Source organism: Pseudomonas sp. W3I7 (assembly GCF_030816095.1).
Taxonomy (GTDB): domain Bacteria; phylum Pseudomonadota; class Gammaproteobacteria; order Pseudomonadales; family Pseudomonadaceae; genus Aquipseudomonas; species Aquipseudomonas salomonii.
Genome location: NZ_JAUSXP010000001.1, coordinates 6,553,578 through 6,568,090, shown reverse-complemented (window position 1 = coordinate 6,568,090; position 14,513 = coordinate 6,553,578). Strand labels below are relative to the sequence as shown.

Annotated in this window: 15 protein-coding genes; 6 read left to right on the top strand and 9 right to left on the bottom strand. The window is 60.4% G+C overall.

Annotated elements, in window-relative coordinates; genetic code table 11:
* Window positions 1-46: 46 nt before the first annotated feature.
* Both QF043_RS30010 and QF043_RS30005 read right to left on the bottom strand, forming a co-directional pair.
* Window positions 47-502 carry a YaiI/YqxD family protein gene (locus QF043_RS30010; RefSeq protein WP_159961681.1) on the bottom strand — a complete coding sequence of 152 codons (456 nt, stop codon included), beginning with the start codon at window positions 500-502 and terminating at the stop codon, window positions 47-49.
* A gap of 2 nt (window positions 503-504) precedes the next feature.
* On the bottom strand, window positions 505-2,400 hold the full coding sequence (locus QF043_RS30005; RefSeq protein WP_236368748.1) for an FTR1 family protein: 1,896 nt from the start codon (window positions 2,398-2,400) through the stop codon (window positions 505-507).
* A 268-nt stretch (window positions 2,401-2,668) separates the two neighbouring features.
* On the opposite strand from QF043_RS30005, the gene QF043_RS30000 reads away from it, so the two are divergent.
* Genes QF043_RS30000 through QF043_RS29985 form a run of 4 tightly spaced genes read left to right on the top strand, consistent with a single transcriptional unit; the run spans window position 2,669 to window position 5,812 of the window.
* The gene (locus QF043_RS30000) at window positions 2,669-4,063 is read left to right on the top strand and encodes a COG3014 family protein (protein WP_307421213.1); all 1,395 of its coding nucleotides are present in this window, start codon (window positions 2,669-2,671) and stop codon (window positions 4,061-4,063) included.
* Window positions 4,064-4,073: 10 nt separating this feature from the next.
* Complete coding sequence (locus QF043_RS29995; protein ID WP_307421212.1) at window positions 4,074-4,445, top strand: YcfL family protein; 372 nt, start codon at window positions 4,074-4,076, stop codon at window positions 4,443-4,445.
* Window positions 4,446-4,480: 35 nt separating this feature from the next.
* Window positions 4,481-5,068, top strand: coding sequence for a penicillin-binding protein activator LpoB (lpoB, locus tag QF043_RS29990; RefSeq protein WP_056860782.1), 588 nt, complete (start codon window positions 4,481-4,483; stop codon window positions 5,066-5,068).
* A 3-nt stretch (window positions 5,069-5,071) separates the two neighbouring features.
* The gene (locus QF043_RS29985; protein WP_236368752.1) at window positions 5,072-5,812 is read left to right on the top strand and encodes a penicillin-binding protein activator LpoB; all 741 of its coding nucleotides are present in this window, start codon (window positions 5,072-5,074) and stop codon (window positions 5,810-5,812) included.
* A gap of 137 nt (window positions 5,813-5,949) precedes the next feature.
* Here the strand turns inward: QF043_RS29985 and QF043_RS29980 are convergent, their stop codons facing one another.
* From QF043_RS29980 to QF043_RS29970, 3 genes are all read right to left on the bottom strand, one after another.
* Entirely contained in the window at window positions 5,950-6,582 is a 633-nt protein-coding gene (locus tag QF043_RS29980; protein WP_307421211.1) for a LysE family transporter, read from the bottom strand.
* An 88-nt stretch (window positions 6,583-6,670) separates the two neighbouring features.
* Window positions 6,671-7,243, bottom strand: a complete 573-nt coding sequence (locus tag QF043_RS29975) for a mechanosensitive ion channel family protein (RefSeq protein WP_236368755.1) — start codon at window positions 7,241-7,243, stop codon at window positions 6,671-6,673.
* Window positions 7,243-9,153: an ATP-binding cassette domain-containing protein gene (locus tag QF043_RS29970; RefSeq protein ID WP_307421210.1), complete on the bottom strand. Its 1,911-nt coding sequence runs from the start codon at window positions 9,151-9,153 to the stop codon at window positions 7,243-7,245. Before QF043_RS29970 ends, QF043_RS29975 begins: the two co-directional genes overlap by 1 nt.
* 50 nt (window positions 9,154-9,203) lie before the next feature.
* Between QF043_RS29970 and QF043_RS29965 the strand changes: the two genes are divergently transcribed.
* A complete protein-coding gene (locus QF043_RS29965; protein ID WP_307421209.1) occupies window positions 9,204-9,665 on the top strand; it encodes a TIGR02444 family protein in 462 nt (153 codons plus the stop codon).
* Here QF043_RS29965 and QF043_RS29960 read toward each other — a convergent pair.
* Window positions 9,662-10,921: an AlgP family protein gene (locus QF043_RS29960; protein WP_307421208.1), complete on the bottom strand. Its 1,260-nt coding sequence runs from the start codon at window positions 10,919-10,921 to the stop codon at window positions 9,662-9,664. The genes QF043_RS29965 and QF043_RS29960 overlap by 4 nt on opposite strands.
* Before the next feature lie 192 nt (window positions 10,922-11,113).
* Here QF043_RS29960 and QF043_RS29955 point away from each other — a divergent pair, with 192 nt between their 5' ends.
* A complete protein-coding gene (locus tag QF043_RS29955) occupies window positions 11,114-11,791 on the top strand; it encodes an FKBP-type peptidyl-prolyl cis-trans isomerase (RefSeq protein WP_307421207.1) in 678 nt (225 codons plus the stop codon).
* A 54-nt stretch (window positions 11,792-11,845) separates the two neighbouring features.
* Here QF043_RS29955 and rsd read toward each other — a convergent pair whose 3' ends face one another.
* The 3 genes from rsd to QF043_RS29940 all read right to left on the bottom strand — a co-directional run bounded on the left by rsd (window position 11,846) and on the right by QF043_RS29940 (window position 14,508).
* Window positions 11,846-12,304 (bottom strand): sigma D regulator, encoded by a 459-nt coding sequence (gene rsd, locus QF043_RS29950; protein WP_307421206.1) that lies wholly within the window; start codon window positions 12,302-12,304, stop codon window positions 11,846-11,848.
* Window positions 12,305-12,513: 209 nt separating this feature from the next.
* Complete coding sequence (locus QF043_RS29945) at window positions 12,514-13,035, bottom strand: disulfide bond formation protein B (protein WP_305456564.1); 522 nt, start codon at window positions 13,033-13,035, stop codon at window positions 12,514-12,516.
* A 231-nt stretch (window positions 13,036-13,266) separates the two neighbouring features.
* Window positions 13,267-14,508 (bottom strand): heme biosynthesis protein HemY, encoded by a 1,242-nt coding sequence (locus QF043_RS29940; protein WP_307421205.1) that lies wholly within the window; start codon window positions 14,506-14,508, stop codon window positions 13,267-13,269.
* Window positions 14,509-14,513 lie beyond the last annotated feature (5 nt).

The window sequence follows — 14,513 nt, the reverse complement described above, 5'->3', positions numbered from 1 at the left end:
AAGCCTGCTCGCCACAACAAGCCTAGCTGCCACGACTAGCCCACGTTCAGGCCTGGCGCATTAACCGGGTGAGGATACGGTCCAGCGCATTGGCAAACGCCTGCTTGTCCTTTTCACCATGGGGCGGCGGGCCGCCGCCCATCTGGCCCTGTTCACGCAGGTCAGTGAACAGGTTGCGCACCGCCAGTCGCTCACTCATGTTCGCCGGGCTGAACTCCTTGCCGCGCGGGTCGAGGGCCGTAACGCCCTTCTTCACCAGACGGTCGGCCAACGGCACGTCGCTGCAGATCACCAGCTCACCGGGCACGGCGTGCTCCACCAGATAGTCATCCGCCGCGTCCGGGCCGCTGGGCACCACGATCAGCTTTACACAGGCAAAGCTCGGCTTGATCTGGCTCTGGCCCGCCACCAGCACCACGTCGAACTGGCGCTTGAGGGCGAACTTCACCACTTGATCCTTGGCCGCCCGTGGGCAGGCGTCTGCATCGATCCACACGCGCATGCTTATGCCACCACTCGGCGTTTCTCGGCCAGGCGGCTGCGGCCGTACAGCACCACAATCGCCAGGATCGCCACAGCCTGCGCACTCAACGAGTACGCATCGGCATGAATGCCCAGCCAGTCGAAGTCAAAGAACGCCACCGGCCGTGTGCCGAAGATGCCCGCTTCCTGCAAGGCCTTGACGCCATGCCCGGCGAACACCACCGACAGCGCGCACAGCAGCGCCGCATTGATGCCGAAGAACAACGCCAGCGGCAGTTTCGCCGAACCGCGCAGGATTACCCACGCCAAACCTACCAGCAGCACCAGCGCTGTGGCGCCGCCGGCCAGTACCGCGTTGTGGCCGGCAGGACCCGCCTGCAGCCACAGGGTTTCATAGAACAGGATCACCTCGAACAGCTCGCGGTATACCGAGAAAAACGCCAGCATCGCAAAACCGAAACGGCCACCGCCACCGACCAGGCTGCTCTTGATGTAATCCTGCCAGGCCGCCGCGTGGCGTCGGTCGTGCATCCATACGCCCAGCCATAGCACCATCACACTGGCGAACAGCGCCGTGCAGCCCTCAAGCAATTCGCGTTGGGCGCCGCTCACGTCAATCACATACGCCGCCAACGCCCAGGTCGCCAAGCCGGCCAGCAGCGCCAAGCCCCAGCCGACGTTGACACTGCGCACCGCCGATTGCTGGCCGGTGTTACGCAGGAACGCCAGGATCGCCGCCAGTACCAGGATCGCCTCAAGGCCTTCGCGCAGCAGGATCAGCAAACCGGAGATGTAGCTCAGCGACCAGCTCAGGCCATCACTGCCCAACAATCCGGCGGATTCGGTGAGTTTGCCCTTGGCCACGTCCAGGCGCTGTTGCACCTGCTCGACCGGCAGGCCGTCCTGCAACGACTGCCGGTAGGCCATCAAGGCTTTCTCGGTGTCTTTTCGCACGTTGGCGTCGACGTTATCCAGGGAGCTTTCTACCAGCTCGAAGCCTTCCAGGTACGCTGCAACTGAAAGGTCATAGGCCTGTTCGTGATCGCCGTTGCGGAACGCGGCGAGGCTCTTGTCCAGCGTGGTTGCGGTGTAGTCGAGCAACTGCGCCGGGCCACGCTTGACCTGCGGCGGCTGCGCACGCTGGGCGCGGAACGTCGCGGCAGCGGCTGGGCCACTGGCTGCCAGCACCTCGTTGGGGGTCTGGCGTGCCAGGTCGGCAAGGTTGAAAGGCTGTTCGCTTTTGGCGGCAGCCGGGTCGGCGGTGAAGCCTGCAATGTAGGTGGCCAGGTCCCAGCGCTGACGATCGTCCAATTGGTCGGCGAAGGACGGCATGTCGGTGCCTTCAACACCCAGGCCCAACGTGTTGTAAATCGCGTAGAGACTCAGGCGGTCCAGACGTACCGCATCGCGCAGGTTCGCTGGCGGCGGCGTCATGCCCGTGGACGCCGGGCCATCACCCGCACCGGCAGTACCGTGGCACACCGAACAGTGCTGGGCGTACAGCGGCGCACCTCGCGCCGGGTCTGGCGTGATAGCTGGCGCCTGGCTGACTTCATAAGCCACCGCCAACTTGGCGCCCAACTGGCGGGCTTGGCGGGCGACGAGTGCGCCGTCCTGGTGAGCGGATACAGCCGCTAACAATTCGTCGACGCCCTTGACCAACTCCGCACGCTCCGGCCTTTGCGGGAGCTCAGCCACCAAGCCCTGCAACACGCCGAGAAACTCTATTTGTTCGCGGTATTCAGATTCATCGATAACCTTGCCCGCCTCCACCGTCGGAGGGTAGTCAGCACCAATGTAGTCCAACAGATGCAGGGCTTGTGGCGCGCCCTCGGCAGTCGCGGCCAGCAGGTTGAAGCTGCACGACATCAAGGCTGGCAGCAGCAACCAGGCGAGAAAACGGATGGGGGCAATCATGAATGAATCTCAAAGGGAAATACGAAGTAACACATTGTTAAATTTTAAAGGGTTTGACTCAAGGTGTTAGTGATTTGGCGCAGGTGAGCCCTGTGCATTCAAGGGGCAAGTAATGGCATATGAACGTGACTTGCAGCAGCAAAAAGCCATTGTTTTGCCAGCAATGACGCCTATAATGCCGCGCCCTCTTATTGCTAAAGGGAATTTATTTCCTCGTTTTTATGAGGAATTTGCACGTCAGCCGATCACTCTCAGGGAAGAAGTTTGCATGGCATTTCGCGCCTTAACCCCGCTCACACTGGCGGCGGTTACCTTGCTCTCCGGTTGTTCAATGTTTCGCAGCTACGACACCGAGCTGCAAGCCACCAACCAGCAGTTGGCCACCGGTAACGTCGACGGCGCCCTGACCCTGCTGGAAAAGAACAACACCGGCGAAGACAAGGACCTGCTCTACTTCTTTGAAAAGGGCGAATTGTTGCGCGCCAAAGGCGACCTCACCGGCAGCCAGACCGCTTGGCGCAGCGCCGACCTGCAAGTGTTCAAGTGGGAAGAGTCGGTCAAGTTCGACAGCGAAAAGTACCTCGCCCAGTTCGGCAGTTTCCTGGTTAACGACAAGGTGCGTCGCTACGAAGGTTATGACTACGAAAAAGTCATGCTGACCACCCAGATGGCCCTGAACCTGCTGGCCCTGAATGATTTCGACGGCGCCCGTACCGAAATCAGGAAGACCCACGAACGTGAAGCCGTGATCGCCGACCTGCGGGACAAGGAATACCTCAAGCGCGAGAACGAAGCCGAGCGCCAGGGCGTCACTACCCAGGTCAAGGACTTGCGTGGCTACCCGGTTGAAGCACTGGACGCGCCGGAAGTGGTCGGCCTGAAAAACAGCTACCAGAGTGCATTCAGCCATTACCTGGCAGGCTTTGTTTACGAAGCCCTGGGTGAAAGAGACCTGGCCGCACCGGGCTATCGCAAGGCCGCCGAGTTGCGCCCCAATACGCCGCTGCTGGAACAGGCGTTGCTGGACCTGGACAAGTCCAAGGTCGGCGCCGACGAGACCGACGTACTGATCGTGGTGCAGAGCGGCCTGGCACCGGCGCGAGATTCTATCCGCCTGCCGCTGCCGATTCCGATTGACGGCCATTTTGTGATCACCCCGCTCTCATTCCCGGTGATCAAGGCCGATACCTCCACCCAGGCTTTCGGCCAGATCGGCGTCGACGGCAAGCAGCAGAACCTCACCGTGCTCAATAGCACCACCGCCATGTCCCGCCGCGCACTGCGTGACGACATGCCGGGGATCATCCTGCGCACCACCGTGCGGGCCGTCAGCCGTGGCGTGACGCAAAACAACCTGAACAAGACCAACCCAATGGCGGGCCTGGTGCTGGGCATCGCCTCGGCGGTGACCGAAGGCGCCGACACCCGCACCTGGCGCACGCTGCCGGACATGACCCAGGTGACACGCCTGCGCCTCAAGCACGGCGAGCATCAGGTCAGCCTGCCCAATGCCCTGGGCGGCACGCGGGTGACGGTCAAGGCTGACCAGCGCTATCAGGTGATCACCCTGCGCGTGGTCGGCAACCAGGTGTTCGCCGGTGGCCTTGCAGCTCATGTGGTCCCGAGCACGTCCACCCAGGCTATCGCCCTCAAACAACCTTAAGGAGCACGTTATGCGTCATTTCATCCTCGGCGCCCTGGCGCTGGTCCTGCTTGCCGGCTGCGCCACTCCGCCGCCACCGGAACCCGGCAGCGCCGCCAGCAAAATCGTGGTGATGGGCAAGTTCAAGGGCATCGCCGTCGGCGCTATCCGCATGGCCCGCGAAAATGGCTTCCTGACCGCCAAGGTGCAGTTGAGCAACATCACCAGCAGCAACCAGATGATGTATTACCGCTTCGCCTGGCTGGGCGCCGACGGCTTCCCGGTGGGCGATGAAGAAACCTGGAAAGTGCTGAACCTGTACGCCAACCAGGCGACTTTCCTGCCGGCCATCGCCAACCTGCCCCAGGCCGCTGACTTCCGTCTCGAAGTGAAAACCCCTTGAGCCGCTGCGCTAACCGTATTCAGAGAGATTTCCCCATGTTTGCACGCTTCTCGATTCTCGCCGTCGTTGCCCTTCTGGCCAGCGGTTGCTCCAACACCTCGCCGGTACTCGGCGGCAAGAACATCAGCTACGGCGACTCCAAGGCTGTGGAACTGGTGACCAACGAGTTCGGTTCCACCGACCTGCAGATGATCGCCGAGAGCATGACCCGCTCCCTGGCCCAGTCCGGCATCCTGCAAGGCCGCCCAGTGGTGCAGGTGTACGACGTGAAGAACAAGACCAGCGAGTACATCGATACCCGCGAGATCACCACGTCGATCAAGACCCAACTGATGAAAACCGGCACCGCGCGTTTCGCCAGCGATAACACCGACATGCAAAGCCAGGTCGACCAACTCAAGCTGCAAAACCAGAGCGGCCTGTACAAGAAATCCACGGTGAGCAAAACCGGCAACATGGTTGCCGCCAAGTACCGCCTGGAAGGTTCCATCAGCTCCATCGTCAAGCGCAGCTCGGACTACAAGGACGTGTTCTACAAGTTCAGCCTGCAACTGATCGATGTTGAAAGCGGCCTGGCCGAATGGATGGACGAGAAAGAAATCCGCAAGACCACGGAGCGCTAAGCAATGCGTGCATGGATCGGCATGATCGGCCTGCTGTGCGCCTTTGGCGTCTCGGCCGCCCCGAAGATCGCGGTCACCGACCTGGCGTACGAGGCGCGAGTCGAGGAGTACATCCACGCGGTGTCGGCCAGCAACAACTTCCAGGCCAGTGGCTACAGCGCCAGCGGAGCTTCGAGCTACAGCGAGTACGAAAGCCGTACCAGCTACATCGAACAGGCCGAGCTGCGTAAATTCAGCGGTGATATCAAGGGCGAGATCCTCAAGTCACACCAGTTTCAGCTGGTGCAGGGCACGCCTTACACCGCCGACGCCAAAGGTGATGTCTATGACGTGATCAAACGCATCAAGGCCGGTAACTTCAAGGGCGCGGACTATGTGCTGTTCGGCACCCTGTCAGACATCGATTTCACCCAGGACATCAACGCCCTGGACCACACCAACAGCTACTCGGCGGTGCTGGGCCTGACGCTGGTGGCCGATTTCAGCCTGATCAATACGCGAACCTTCGAGATCACCTCGGCGTTTACCGCCATGGGTGAGGGCCAGGACACCAAGTTGGTGAACAACCGTGACGTGCGCGTGAGCCTGAACCGGCCGCGTGTGGTGCGGGAAGTGTCGAAAGCGCTGGGTGAGGATGTGGCGCGCCAACTGGCGGAACAGCTGGGCGGTGGCTACCAGGACCCGGGCAAGCCTGTACTGCGCAATAACCTGCCAAGGGATGAAGCGCCGAAGATTCTGCGCTGAGCACTCATCTCAACGCCAACACATAACAAATGTGGGAGCTGGCTTGCCTGCGATAGCATCACCGAGGTGTAACTGACGCACCGCAGTGTCTGCATCGCAGGCAAGCCAGCTCCCACATTTTGATCCGGTTTCGTCAATCAAGCCGTAGCGCGATGCAAGCTGGCCAGGAACCCCGCCGCCCCCACAAACAAGCCTGCAAACGTGCGATTCATACGCTTCTGCTGCTTGGGCGTACGCAGCAGCCGCAAGACTTTCGACGCAAGCCCCGTGTAGCCCGCCATTACGATCATGTCGACGCTGATCATGGTTGCCCCCAGGACCAGGTACTGAACCAGAAGCGGCGCCTGCGGGTTCACGAACTGCGGCAGAACCGCCAGCATGAACACCAACGCCTTGGGGTTGCTCGCGTTGACCAGGAAGCCACGGAATATCATCGCCATTGGCTTGCCTATCGGGCGTATCGTGGGATCCTCGCTCATGTCCATCGGCAACGCGCGCCACTGTTTGATGGCCAGGTACACCAGGTACGCCACACCAAACCACTTGATCGCATAAAACGCGGTCGAAGACGCCGCAAGAATGGCACCCAGGCCACCCGCCACCACGGCGATCTGCATCGCCAGGCCCAGTTGCAGGCCAATGGCGTTCCAGTAGCCGCGCAGAAAACCGTATTGCAGGCCGCTGGACATCGAAGCGATGGCACCGGCGCCAGGTGAAAGGGAAATGATCCAACTGGCCAGGAAAAAGGCCAGCCATGTGTCGAGTGCCATTACACACCTCAGGAGGGAGTTTGCGAGTAAGGCTTAAGCTAACTCCGCCGACCGAAGACTGGCTATAGATTTTTACACGATGTGAATGCTAGCGGTCGCCTGGAAACACGTGGGTACCTGGCCAACGCCGCACCGAGCGCTGAAAGAACAGGCTGTTTGGCACCTGCACCATCGCATTGTCAGTGCCAGCCTCCTCCACCTCGATGAGTGTGGTGTAGAGCAGGTTGATCGCCACCACCCGGCCTTTTACACCCGGCTTGTCGACCGTATCCACCAGCTCGACGATATCACCGAGGCGAAACGGCCCGACGGTAAAGATCAAAATCGCACACAGCAGGTTGGACAGTACCGACCACATGGCAAAAAACGCCACGGCCGCGACTGCGACAAACCCCGACAGCGCCGTCCACAACACGGTGGCGGACACGCCCAGGCGCTCCAGCACAAAAATCAGCGCACTGCCCATGATCAGCCAGCGCAGGCCGCCACGCAGTGGCATCAGCAACTGAGGAGGCAACGGGTAGCGCTCACCCAGGCGATTCAGGACTTTGGCCACGAAGCGCTGGGCGAAATAACCCGCGAGCAGGATCAGCAGGATTTGCACACCCACCCAGAGCGGCGCGATCCATTGTGCCGGCAGCGGTAACTGCAACGCTTCCATCAGGACAGCGCCTCCAGCTCCGCTTGCAAGGTTTCGAGCACTTCGAGGGCTTCCATCCAGGTCTCCTCCAACTGCCCTTCGCGCACCTTGAGCCTGGCCTGTTCGGCCAGCAGGTCGCGCAGTTCGTCCTTGCGCGCCGCCTCATAGACGGCGCTGTCGCCCAGGCTGGTTTCGATCTTGGCCAGGCGCTCATGCACCTTGCCCAGCTCGGCTTCCAGCTTGTCGGCTTCGCGCTTGTGCGGCGCCAACTGCTGGCGCAGGGCGGCGGCGGCCTGGCGCTGGGCCTTCTTGTCGGTTTTGTCGGGGTTGACCGGCGTATTACTCACGGGCGCGTTGCGCAGGCGGTAATCGGTCAGCCAACGCGCATAGTCATCCAGGTCGCCGTCGAACTCTTCAACCTTGCCGTCAGCCACCAGCAGGAAGTTGTCGGTGGTGCTCTTGAGCAAGTGGCGATCGTGAGACACCACCAGCACCGCACCACTGAACTCTTGCAGGGCCATGGTCAGCGCCAGGCGCATCTCCAGGTCCAGGTGGTTGGTCGGTTCGTCGAGCAGCAGCAGGTTCGGCCGGTCCCAGGCAATCAATGCCAGGGCAAGACGGGCCTTTTCGCCGCCGGAGAAATTCAGCACCGGCTCATCAATGCGTGCGCCACGGAAGTCGAAACCGCCAAGGAAGTCACGCAGCGTTTGTTCGCGCTCGGTCGGCGCCAGACGCTGCAGGTGCAGCAACGGGCTGGCCTTGGAGTCCAGAGAGTCCAACTGATGCTGGGCGAAGTAGCCCACCACCGTGTTCTCGCCACGGGTCAGGCGGCCGGCCAAAGGCTCAAGCTCGCCGGACAGGTTCTTGATCAGCGTCGATTTGCCCGCGCCGTTAGGGCCAAGCAAACCGATGCGCGCACCCGGCGTGAGCTGCAGCTTGACCTTCTCCAGGATGGTTTTGTCGCCATAACCCAGGCGTGCATCCGAGAGATCCAGCAAGGGGCTGGAGATCTTCACCGATTCACGGAATACAAAGTCGAACGGCGAATCGACATGGGCCGCCGACAGCTCTTCCATGCGCTCCAGCGCCTTGATCCGGCTCTGGGCTTGGCGGGCCTTGGTGGCCTGGGCCTTGAACCGGGCGATGTAGCTTTCCATGTGCGCACGTTGCGCCTGCTGCTTTTCGAAGGCCTGTTGCTGCTGGGCAAGACGCTCGGCGCGCGCGCGTTCGAACGCGGTGTAGCCGCCACGGTACAGCGTGATCTTCTTCTGTTCGACGTGGGCGATGTTATCGACCACGGCATCGAGGAAGTCCCGGTCGTGGGAAATCAGCAACAAGGTGCCCTGATAGTTCTTGAGGAAGTCTTCCAGCCACAGGATCGCATCGAGGTCCAAGTGGTTGGTCGGTTCGTCGAGCAGCAACAAGTCCGAAGGGCACATCAGTGCCTGGGCCAGGTTCAGGCGCATGCGCCAGCCACCGGAGAAGTCGGCGACCGGGCGATCCATCTGTTCGTTGGTAAACCCAAGGCCAGCCAGCATCTTGCGGGCGCGGGCATCGGCGGTGTAGCCGTCGGCACTGTCCAGCTCCGAGTGCAGGCGGGCCTGTGCGGCGCCGTCCTGGGCTTTCTCGGCCTCGGCGAGGTCGTGTTGCACCTGGCGCAGGCGCAGGTCGCCATCGAGCACGTAGTCGATCGCAATGCGGTCGAGCGTGTCGATCTCCTGGCGCATATGGGCAATGCGCCAGTCGGCCGGCAGCAAGCAGTCCCCGGAATCCGGGGTCAGCTCACCCAGCAACAGGGCAAACAACGTGGATTTGCCGGCGCCGTTGGCACCGATCAGGCCGGCTTTGTGACCGGCGTGCAGGGTCAGCTCGGCGTCTTCAAGAAGACGTTGCGGGCCACGCTGTAATGTTAGGCTTTGAAGTCGGATCATAATGGCGGCGGAGTCTACCAGCTTCGTTGGCCGCTGGCTTGGGTGTGAATATGTGCGCTGACCTGTGGAGCTTTGCCCTATCGATTTACGCCCGCCCAGGGTGCGAAGACGCTTGCCTGCGCTTGCAGGAACAAGGCGCGGATGTGTGCCTGTTGCTCTGTGGTGCGTGGCTGGAACGGCGCGGCGTAGCGCTTGAGCCTGCGCGCATTCAGGCGCTGCAACAGCTTGCACGCCCCTGGCAAAAAACGGTGGTCGAACCGTTACGACAGATGCGCATGCAATGGCGAACCCTGGCGCAACAGGATGTGCCTCTGGCGGCATTGCGCGAGCGAATCAAAGCTCTTGAGCTGGAAGCCGAACGGGAATTGCTGACGCGCCTGGAGGCTTTGGCGCAGCCATGGCCGACTGGGGAAGTGAGTCAACCGAAATGGCTTGAAGGCTTGGCGACCGAAGCCGCCAACCTTGACCACGACGCGCTGCAGCAGCTGCGCGTCGTGGCCACCCGCACTTAGGAAGCGCTGGTTGGGGTGGTGCTTGGCGCTACCGGTGCAGGCGTGCTGCTGGCCGATGCGGTTGGAGCGCTGGACGCTGCCGGGGTAGCAGGCGCGGCTGCCGGAGTTGCTGGCTTGGCCGGAGCAGGCTTGGCAACGGCTGGCTTTGCAGCTGGCTTAGCGGCAGCAGGTTTGGCGGCGGGCTTGACGGCCGGTTTCGCGGCGGCAGGTTTGGCTGCTGGCTTAGCGGCTGGTTTGGCTGCAGCCGGTTTGGCAACTGGCTTGGCGGCTGGCTTGGCAGCAGCGGTTTTAGCAGCTGGCTTGGCGGCTGGCTTTGCAGCAGCGGCTTTAGCGACTGGCTTGGCCGCTGGTTTTGCAGCAGCAGTTTTAGCAGCTGGCTTGGCGGCTGGCTTTGCAGCAGCGGTTTTAGCAGCTGGCTTGGCCGCTGTTTTCGCAGCAGCAGTTTTAGCGGCTGGCTTGGCCGCTGGTTTTGCAGCAGCGGTTTTAGCAGCTGGCTTGGCCGCTGGTTTCGCAGCAGCAGTTTTTGCAGCTGGCTTGGCCGCTGGTTTTGCAGCAGCGGTTTTAGCAGCTGGCTTGGCCGCTGGTTTTGCAGCAGCGGTTTTAGCAGCTGGCTTGGCCGCTGGTTTTGCAGCAGCAGTTTTAGCAGCTGGCTTGGCCGCTGGCTTTGCAGCAGCAGTTTTTGCAGCGGGCTTGGCCGCTGGTTTTGCAGCAGCAGTTTTTGCAGCTGGCTTGGCCGCTGGTTTCGCAGCAGCGGTTTTTGCAGCTGGCTTGGCCGCTGGTTTTGCAGCAGCAGTTTTTGCAGCTGGCTTGGCCGCAGCCTTGGCTGGAGCTTTAGATGCGGCAGCTTTTGCCGGTGTACGAGCGCCCAATACTTTAGCCACCGCTTCTTTCACTCGACCAACGCCCTGGGCCAGTTTCAGGCTTTCCTGAGCATCTTTTTTGAGTTGGGAAATGTAAGTGCGGGTTTCAGCTTGGCGATCCTTGAGAGCGTCCAGCAGGTCCTCAAGTTCTTTGACGGCGTCTTTGGCTTTGGCTTGTGCCTTGGCTTTGCCGGCAGTCGCGGCGTCTTGCAGTTTGGTACGGGATTTGTGCAGCTTTTCTTGCGCTTTACCGCGTTGTTTTTCCAGTTTGGCGAGCAGTTTTTCTGCATCGGCCAACGCTTGGGAACATGCGCTTTCCAGATGTTCGAGCAAGCTGCCCGAAAGTTGTTGGAGTAAATGCAACGGGGTATTAACAGGCTTCTGTTTGGCCGACATGGTTTACCTCCTGGCTGACGTGGGTGCGGCTCATACTAGCCCTCTGCTCTTACCGCCGCTAGGGCATGTTGACAGTATCGTTTGCCTTGCGTTGCACCGTGAATAAATTCTTATCGATATAACAAAAAACGGCGGCACTTTTTGCCCACTCACACTGGCATAATCCGTCGCACTTTCGGCGGGAGAAGCAGCATGTCGCGTTATCTTTTTTTAGTGCTTGGCTTGGCGATTGGCGTGGCTAATGCAGGCGAGCAATCACCGTCAAAAACCACTGCCCAAGACCCACACGACCTTGCCTACAGTTTGGGTGCAAGCCTTGGCGAGCGCCTGCGCCAGCAGGTTCCCGACCTGCAGATCCAAGCCTTGCTCGATGGCCTCAAGCAAGCCTACCAGGGCAAGCCATTGGCACTGGATAATGCACGCATCGAACAGATCCTCGCCGAACACGAAGCACAAAACGCTGCCGACGCCGAGGTTCCACAAAGCGAAAAAGCCCTCGCTGCCGAACAGCAATTCTTAGCCAAGGAAAAAGCCGTCAGCGGCGTGCGTGAACTGGCAGATGGCATCCTGCTCACCGAGCTGGCGCCCGGCAACGGCAGCAAACCGCTGGCCAGTGATGAGGTGCATGTAAATTACGTAGGACGGCTGCCCGATGGGACAGTCTTCGACAAGAGCACGCAGCCCCAATGGTTTCGCCTGAACAGTGTGATCAGTGGTTGGAGCAGCGCGCTGCAGCAGATGCCGGTAGGCGCGAAATGGCGACTGGTGATTCCCTCCGCCCAGGCCTATGGCGCCGATGGTGCGGGTGAGTTAATCCCGCCGTATACGCCACTGGTATTCGAGATCGAATTGCTCGGCACTCGCCACTGACCCAATAAAAAACGGTGCGCCAAGCGCACCGTTTTTTTTATCTCACTCAGAGGGTCAAGCCTGGGCGGCTGACTCTTCCTTGTGAGCGTTGTGCAGCACTTCGATCAGGCAGTCTTCCAACTCGAAGCGCTCATGCAACAGCGCGCCCAATTCTTTGAATTTTTCAGCAACACAATTACCAGCATCACACAGGTCGTTGAAGGCAACGAGCTTCTCAGTGATGGCCTCCAAGCGTGGGTAGATAGTATCAGCCAGCTCCAACCCTCGATCATCGCCAAAGGCTTTAGCTTCCTTGGTCAGTTGATCGTAGACACCAAAGTGGCCCGTAGATACGTAGTCCATCAGCACGCCGCAGAACTCTTGCAACGGCTTGCGATTCTCAGCCAGTGCCTCGGGCTTGGCGCCAAGAGCATCAAAGGCTCGAACCAGTTCGTGACGTGCCTTCAACCAGCTGTCGATCAGCTTGTGCACTCCACCCCAGCGTTCCTGAGCATTCTGACAACTTTCCAGCATGGTGATCTCTCTTCCCTATAGGGGCGCTGCCGCCTGTGCCCGAGCAACACCTCAAACATTGAGGCGGCAGCCGGACAAGGCCGCATGTCACAAACGGTTTCGATAACGCGTGCGGGCCAGATTATGCCCGCATGACTATGGCTTCAAGGTACGCAGGAGAGAAAGTTCATACAAGTGTTTAATCCCGTCCTACACATTACGGCGAATTTTCAGTACCTCGCAGGGTGCAAACGGCGGCCCGCCAACAATCGTGAAAACTGCATGATGCCGAGCACCAGCATCGCCAAAAAGAACAACAGGCTCCATTCGGGCAGGCTCAGATCAAACAGTGTCCAGTTGAGTTCCACGCAGTCCACGGTGCCTTTTACACTCAGTTGCAGGGCTTGCCATAACGACAGGTTTTCAATCATGTAGTGAAGGCTGGGCCAGCAATCCTTGACCTGTTCCGGCGCGGCATTTTGTAGCAGCACTTGGCGTACTGCAGTGATAGCCCCGAGCAACGCGCAGCCCATGCTGGCCAACCCGTACAGGTAGACCCCGGAGCGTTTCGGGTTGTGTATGGTCGCGACCAGGTTGATCAGCGTGAAGGCTGCCAAAAAGATGCGCTGCACCTGGCACAGGAAGCAAGGACGCAAGAGCGCGCCGAATTCAAGATAAAAAGACGCACCCAACGTCAGCGCACCAGCCAAGAACGCCAGGAGAAACAGAGAGCGTGAAGGGGCCAAAGACATTGTTATCCGTACCGCAGGAGATAGACCCTTACGGTAGAGTAAAGGCCTGACTCCTTTCAATACGCGTTAGGGCAGACTATTCCGCAACCGCCTGGGGATATGCCGTCAGAACCTGGATGACTTCAAGCAGTTGGCGGTAGGAATTTGCTACGTAGCGCTTTAGCGCCCAGGATTTACGCGATAAAGAAAGGTTGGCCCTCAGAAAGGTCCGGCCAACCTTGGCTTTCATTCCTACACTCGCGCAGGCACCGGCAACGGTGATGCCAGCAAGCGGCTGTCCAGAAGCCCCAGGCCTTCCTGGAACAACTGGTTGCTGCGCTCGGTGTCGCCCAACTGGGCCAGCAAGCGCGCCAGCTCAGCACAGGCTTCTGGATTACGCTGCACTTGCAGGCTGCTTTCCAGATAGTCGCGTGCTTTGCCCCACAGGCTGTTTTGCAGACACAGGCGACCCAGTGTCAGCAACAGGCTGGCATCCCCCGGATGGTCTTTGAGCCAGCCTTCAGCAAATTTGAGCTGTCGACCCGGGTCACTGCCACGCAACAAACCGTAAAGCCGGATCAGATGGCTGTCATAGCCGCGCTTGATAGCGCCACGCAGCACTTCTTCGGCCTTGGCGTCAGCACCCAGCCGACGCAGTTGTTCAGCGTAAGCCAACACCAGTTGCGGTTCTTGGCGCTGGGCGGAGGTCAGTTGCTCCCACGCTCGCTCCAAAGACTGCAACCCGGCTTCGCCCTGCTCTTCACGCTCGACCGCCAGCCCAAGGTTTTCACCCCAGGCACGGCGCTCAAGTTCGGCCAGCTCAGCGGCGGGAAGCACTTTGTCCTTGCGCAGTTCGGGTAACAAGCGAATCACCGACGGCCAATCGCCCCGCTGCTGATGCAGACGCTGCAATTGGCGCAAGACCTGCGCGTTATGCGGATGACGCTCGTACATGGCCTGCAAGGTCACCAGCGCACCTTCAGTGTCGCCACGGTCCATCTGCAGTTGCGCATGGCTCAGGGCCACAGCCAGTTCCGCCTGTGGCTGGCGTTCCAGAGCACGCTCCAGCAAACCGTCGGACTCCACATAGCGGCCCTGTTCGTTGGCAGCCCGTGCGGCGCCAAGGTAGTACAACAGCGGCTGGCGCTCGGCTTCAGCGGCGCGGTGCAGGTGCCGTTCGGCGCTGGCCCAGCGGCCTTCGGCGAGGTCCATCTGGCCTTGCTCGATAGCTATTTGCACACGGCGGCTGCGGTTACGCCGCGACCATGGGTTGACTACGCCACCCGAAGTGGTGAGCAAGCTGAGCAGCACACGCAGCAAGTAGATCACCAGAACGACGGCGAACACCGCCACCAGCGTGGCCCACAGGCTTGACTCGTAATGCAGCAGATGGGGGTAGGTAATCAGCACGTAGCCGGTGTGTTTCGAAATACCCACGCCCAGTGCCAGGGCGATCGCAATCGCCAGCACCAGGATCACATAGAAACGCTTCATCGGCT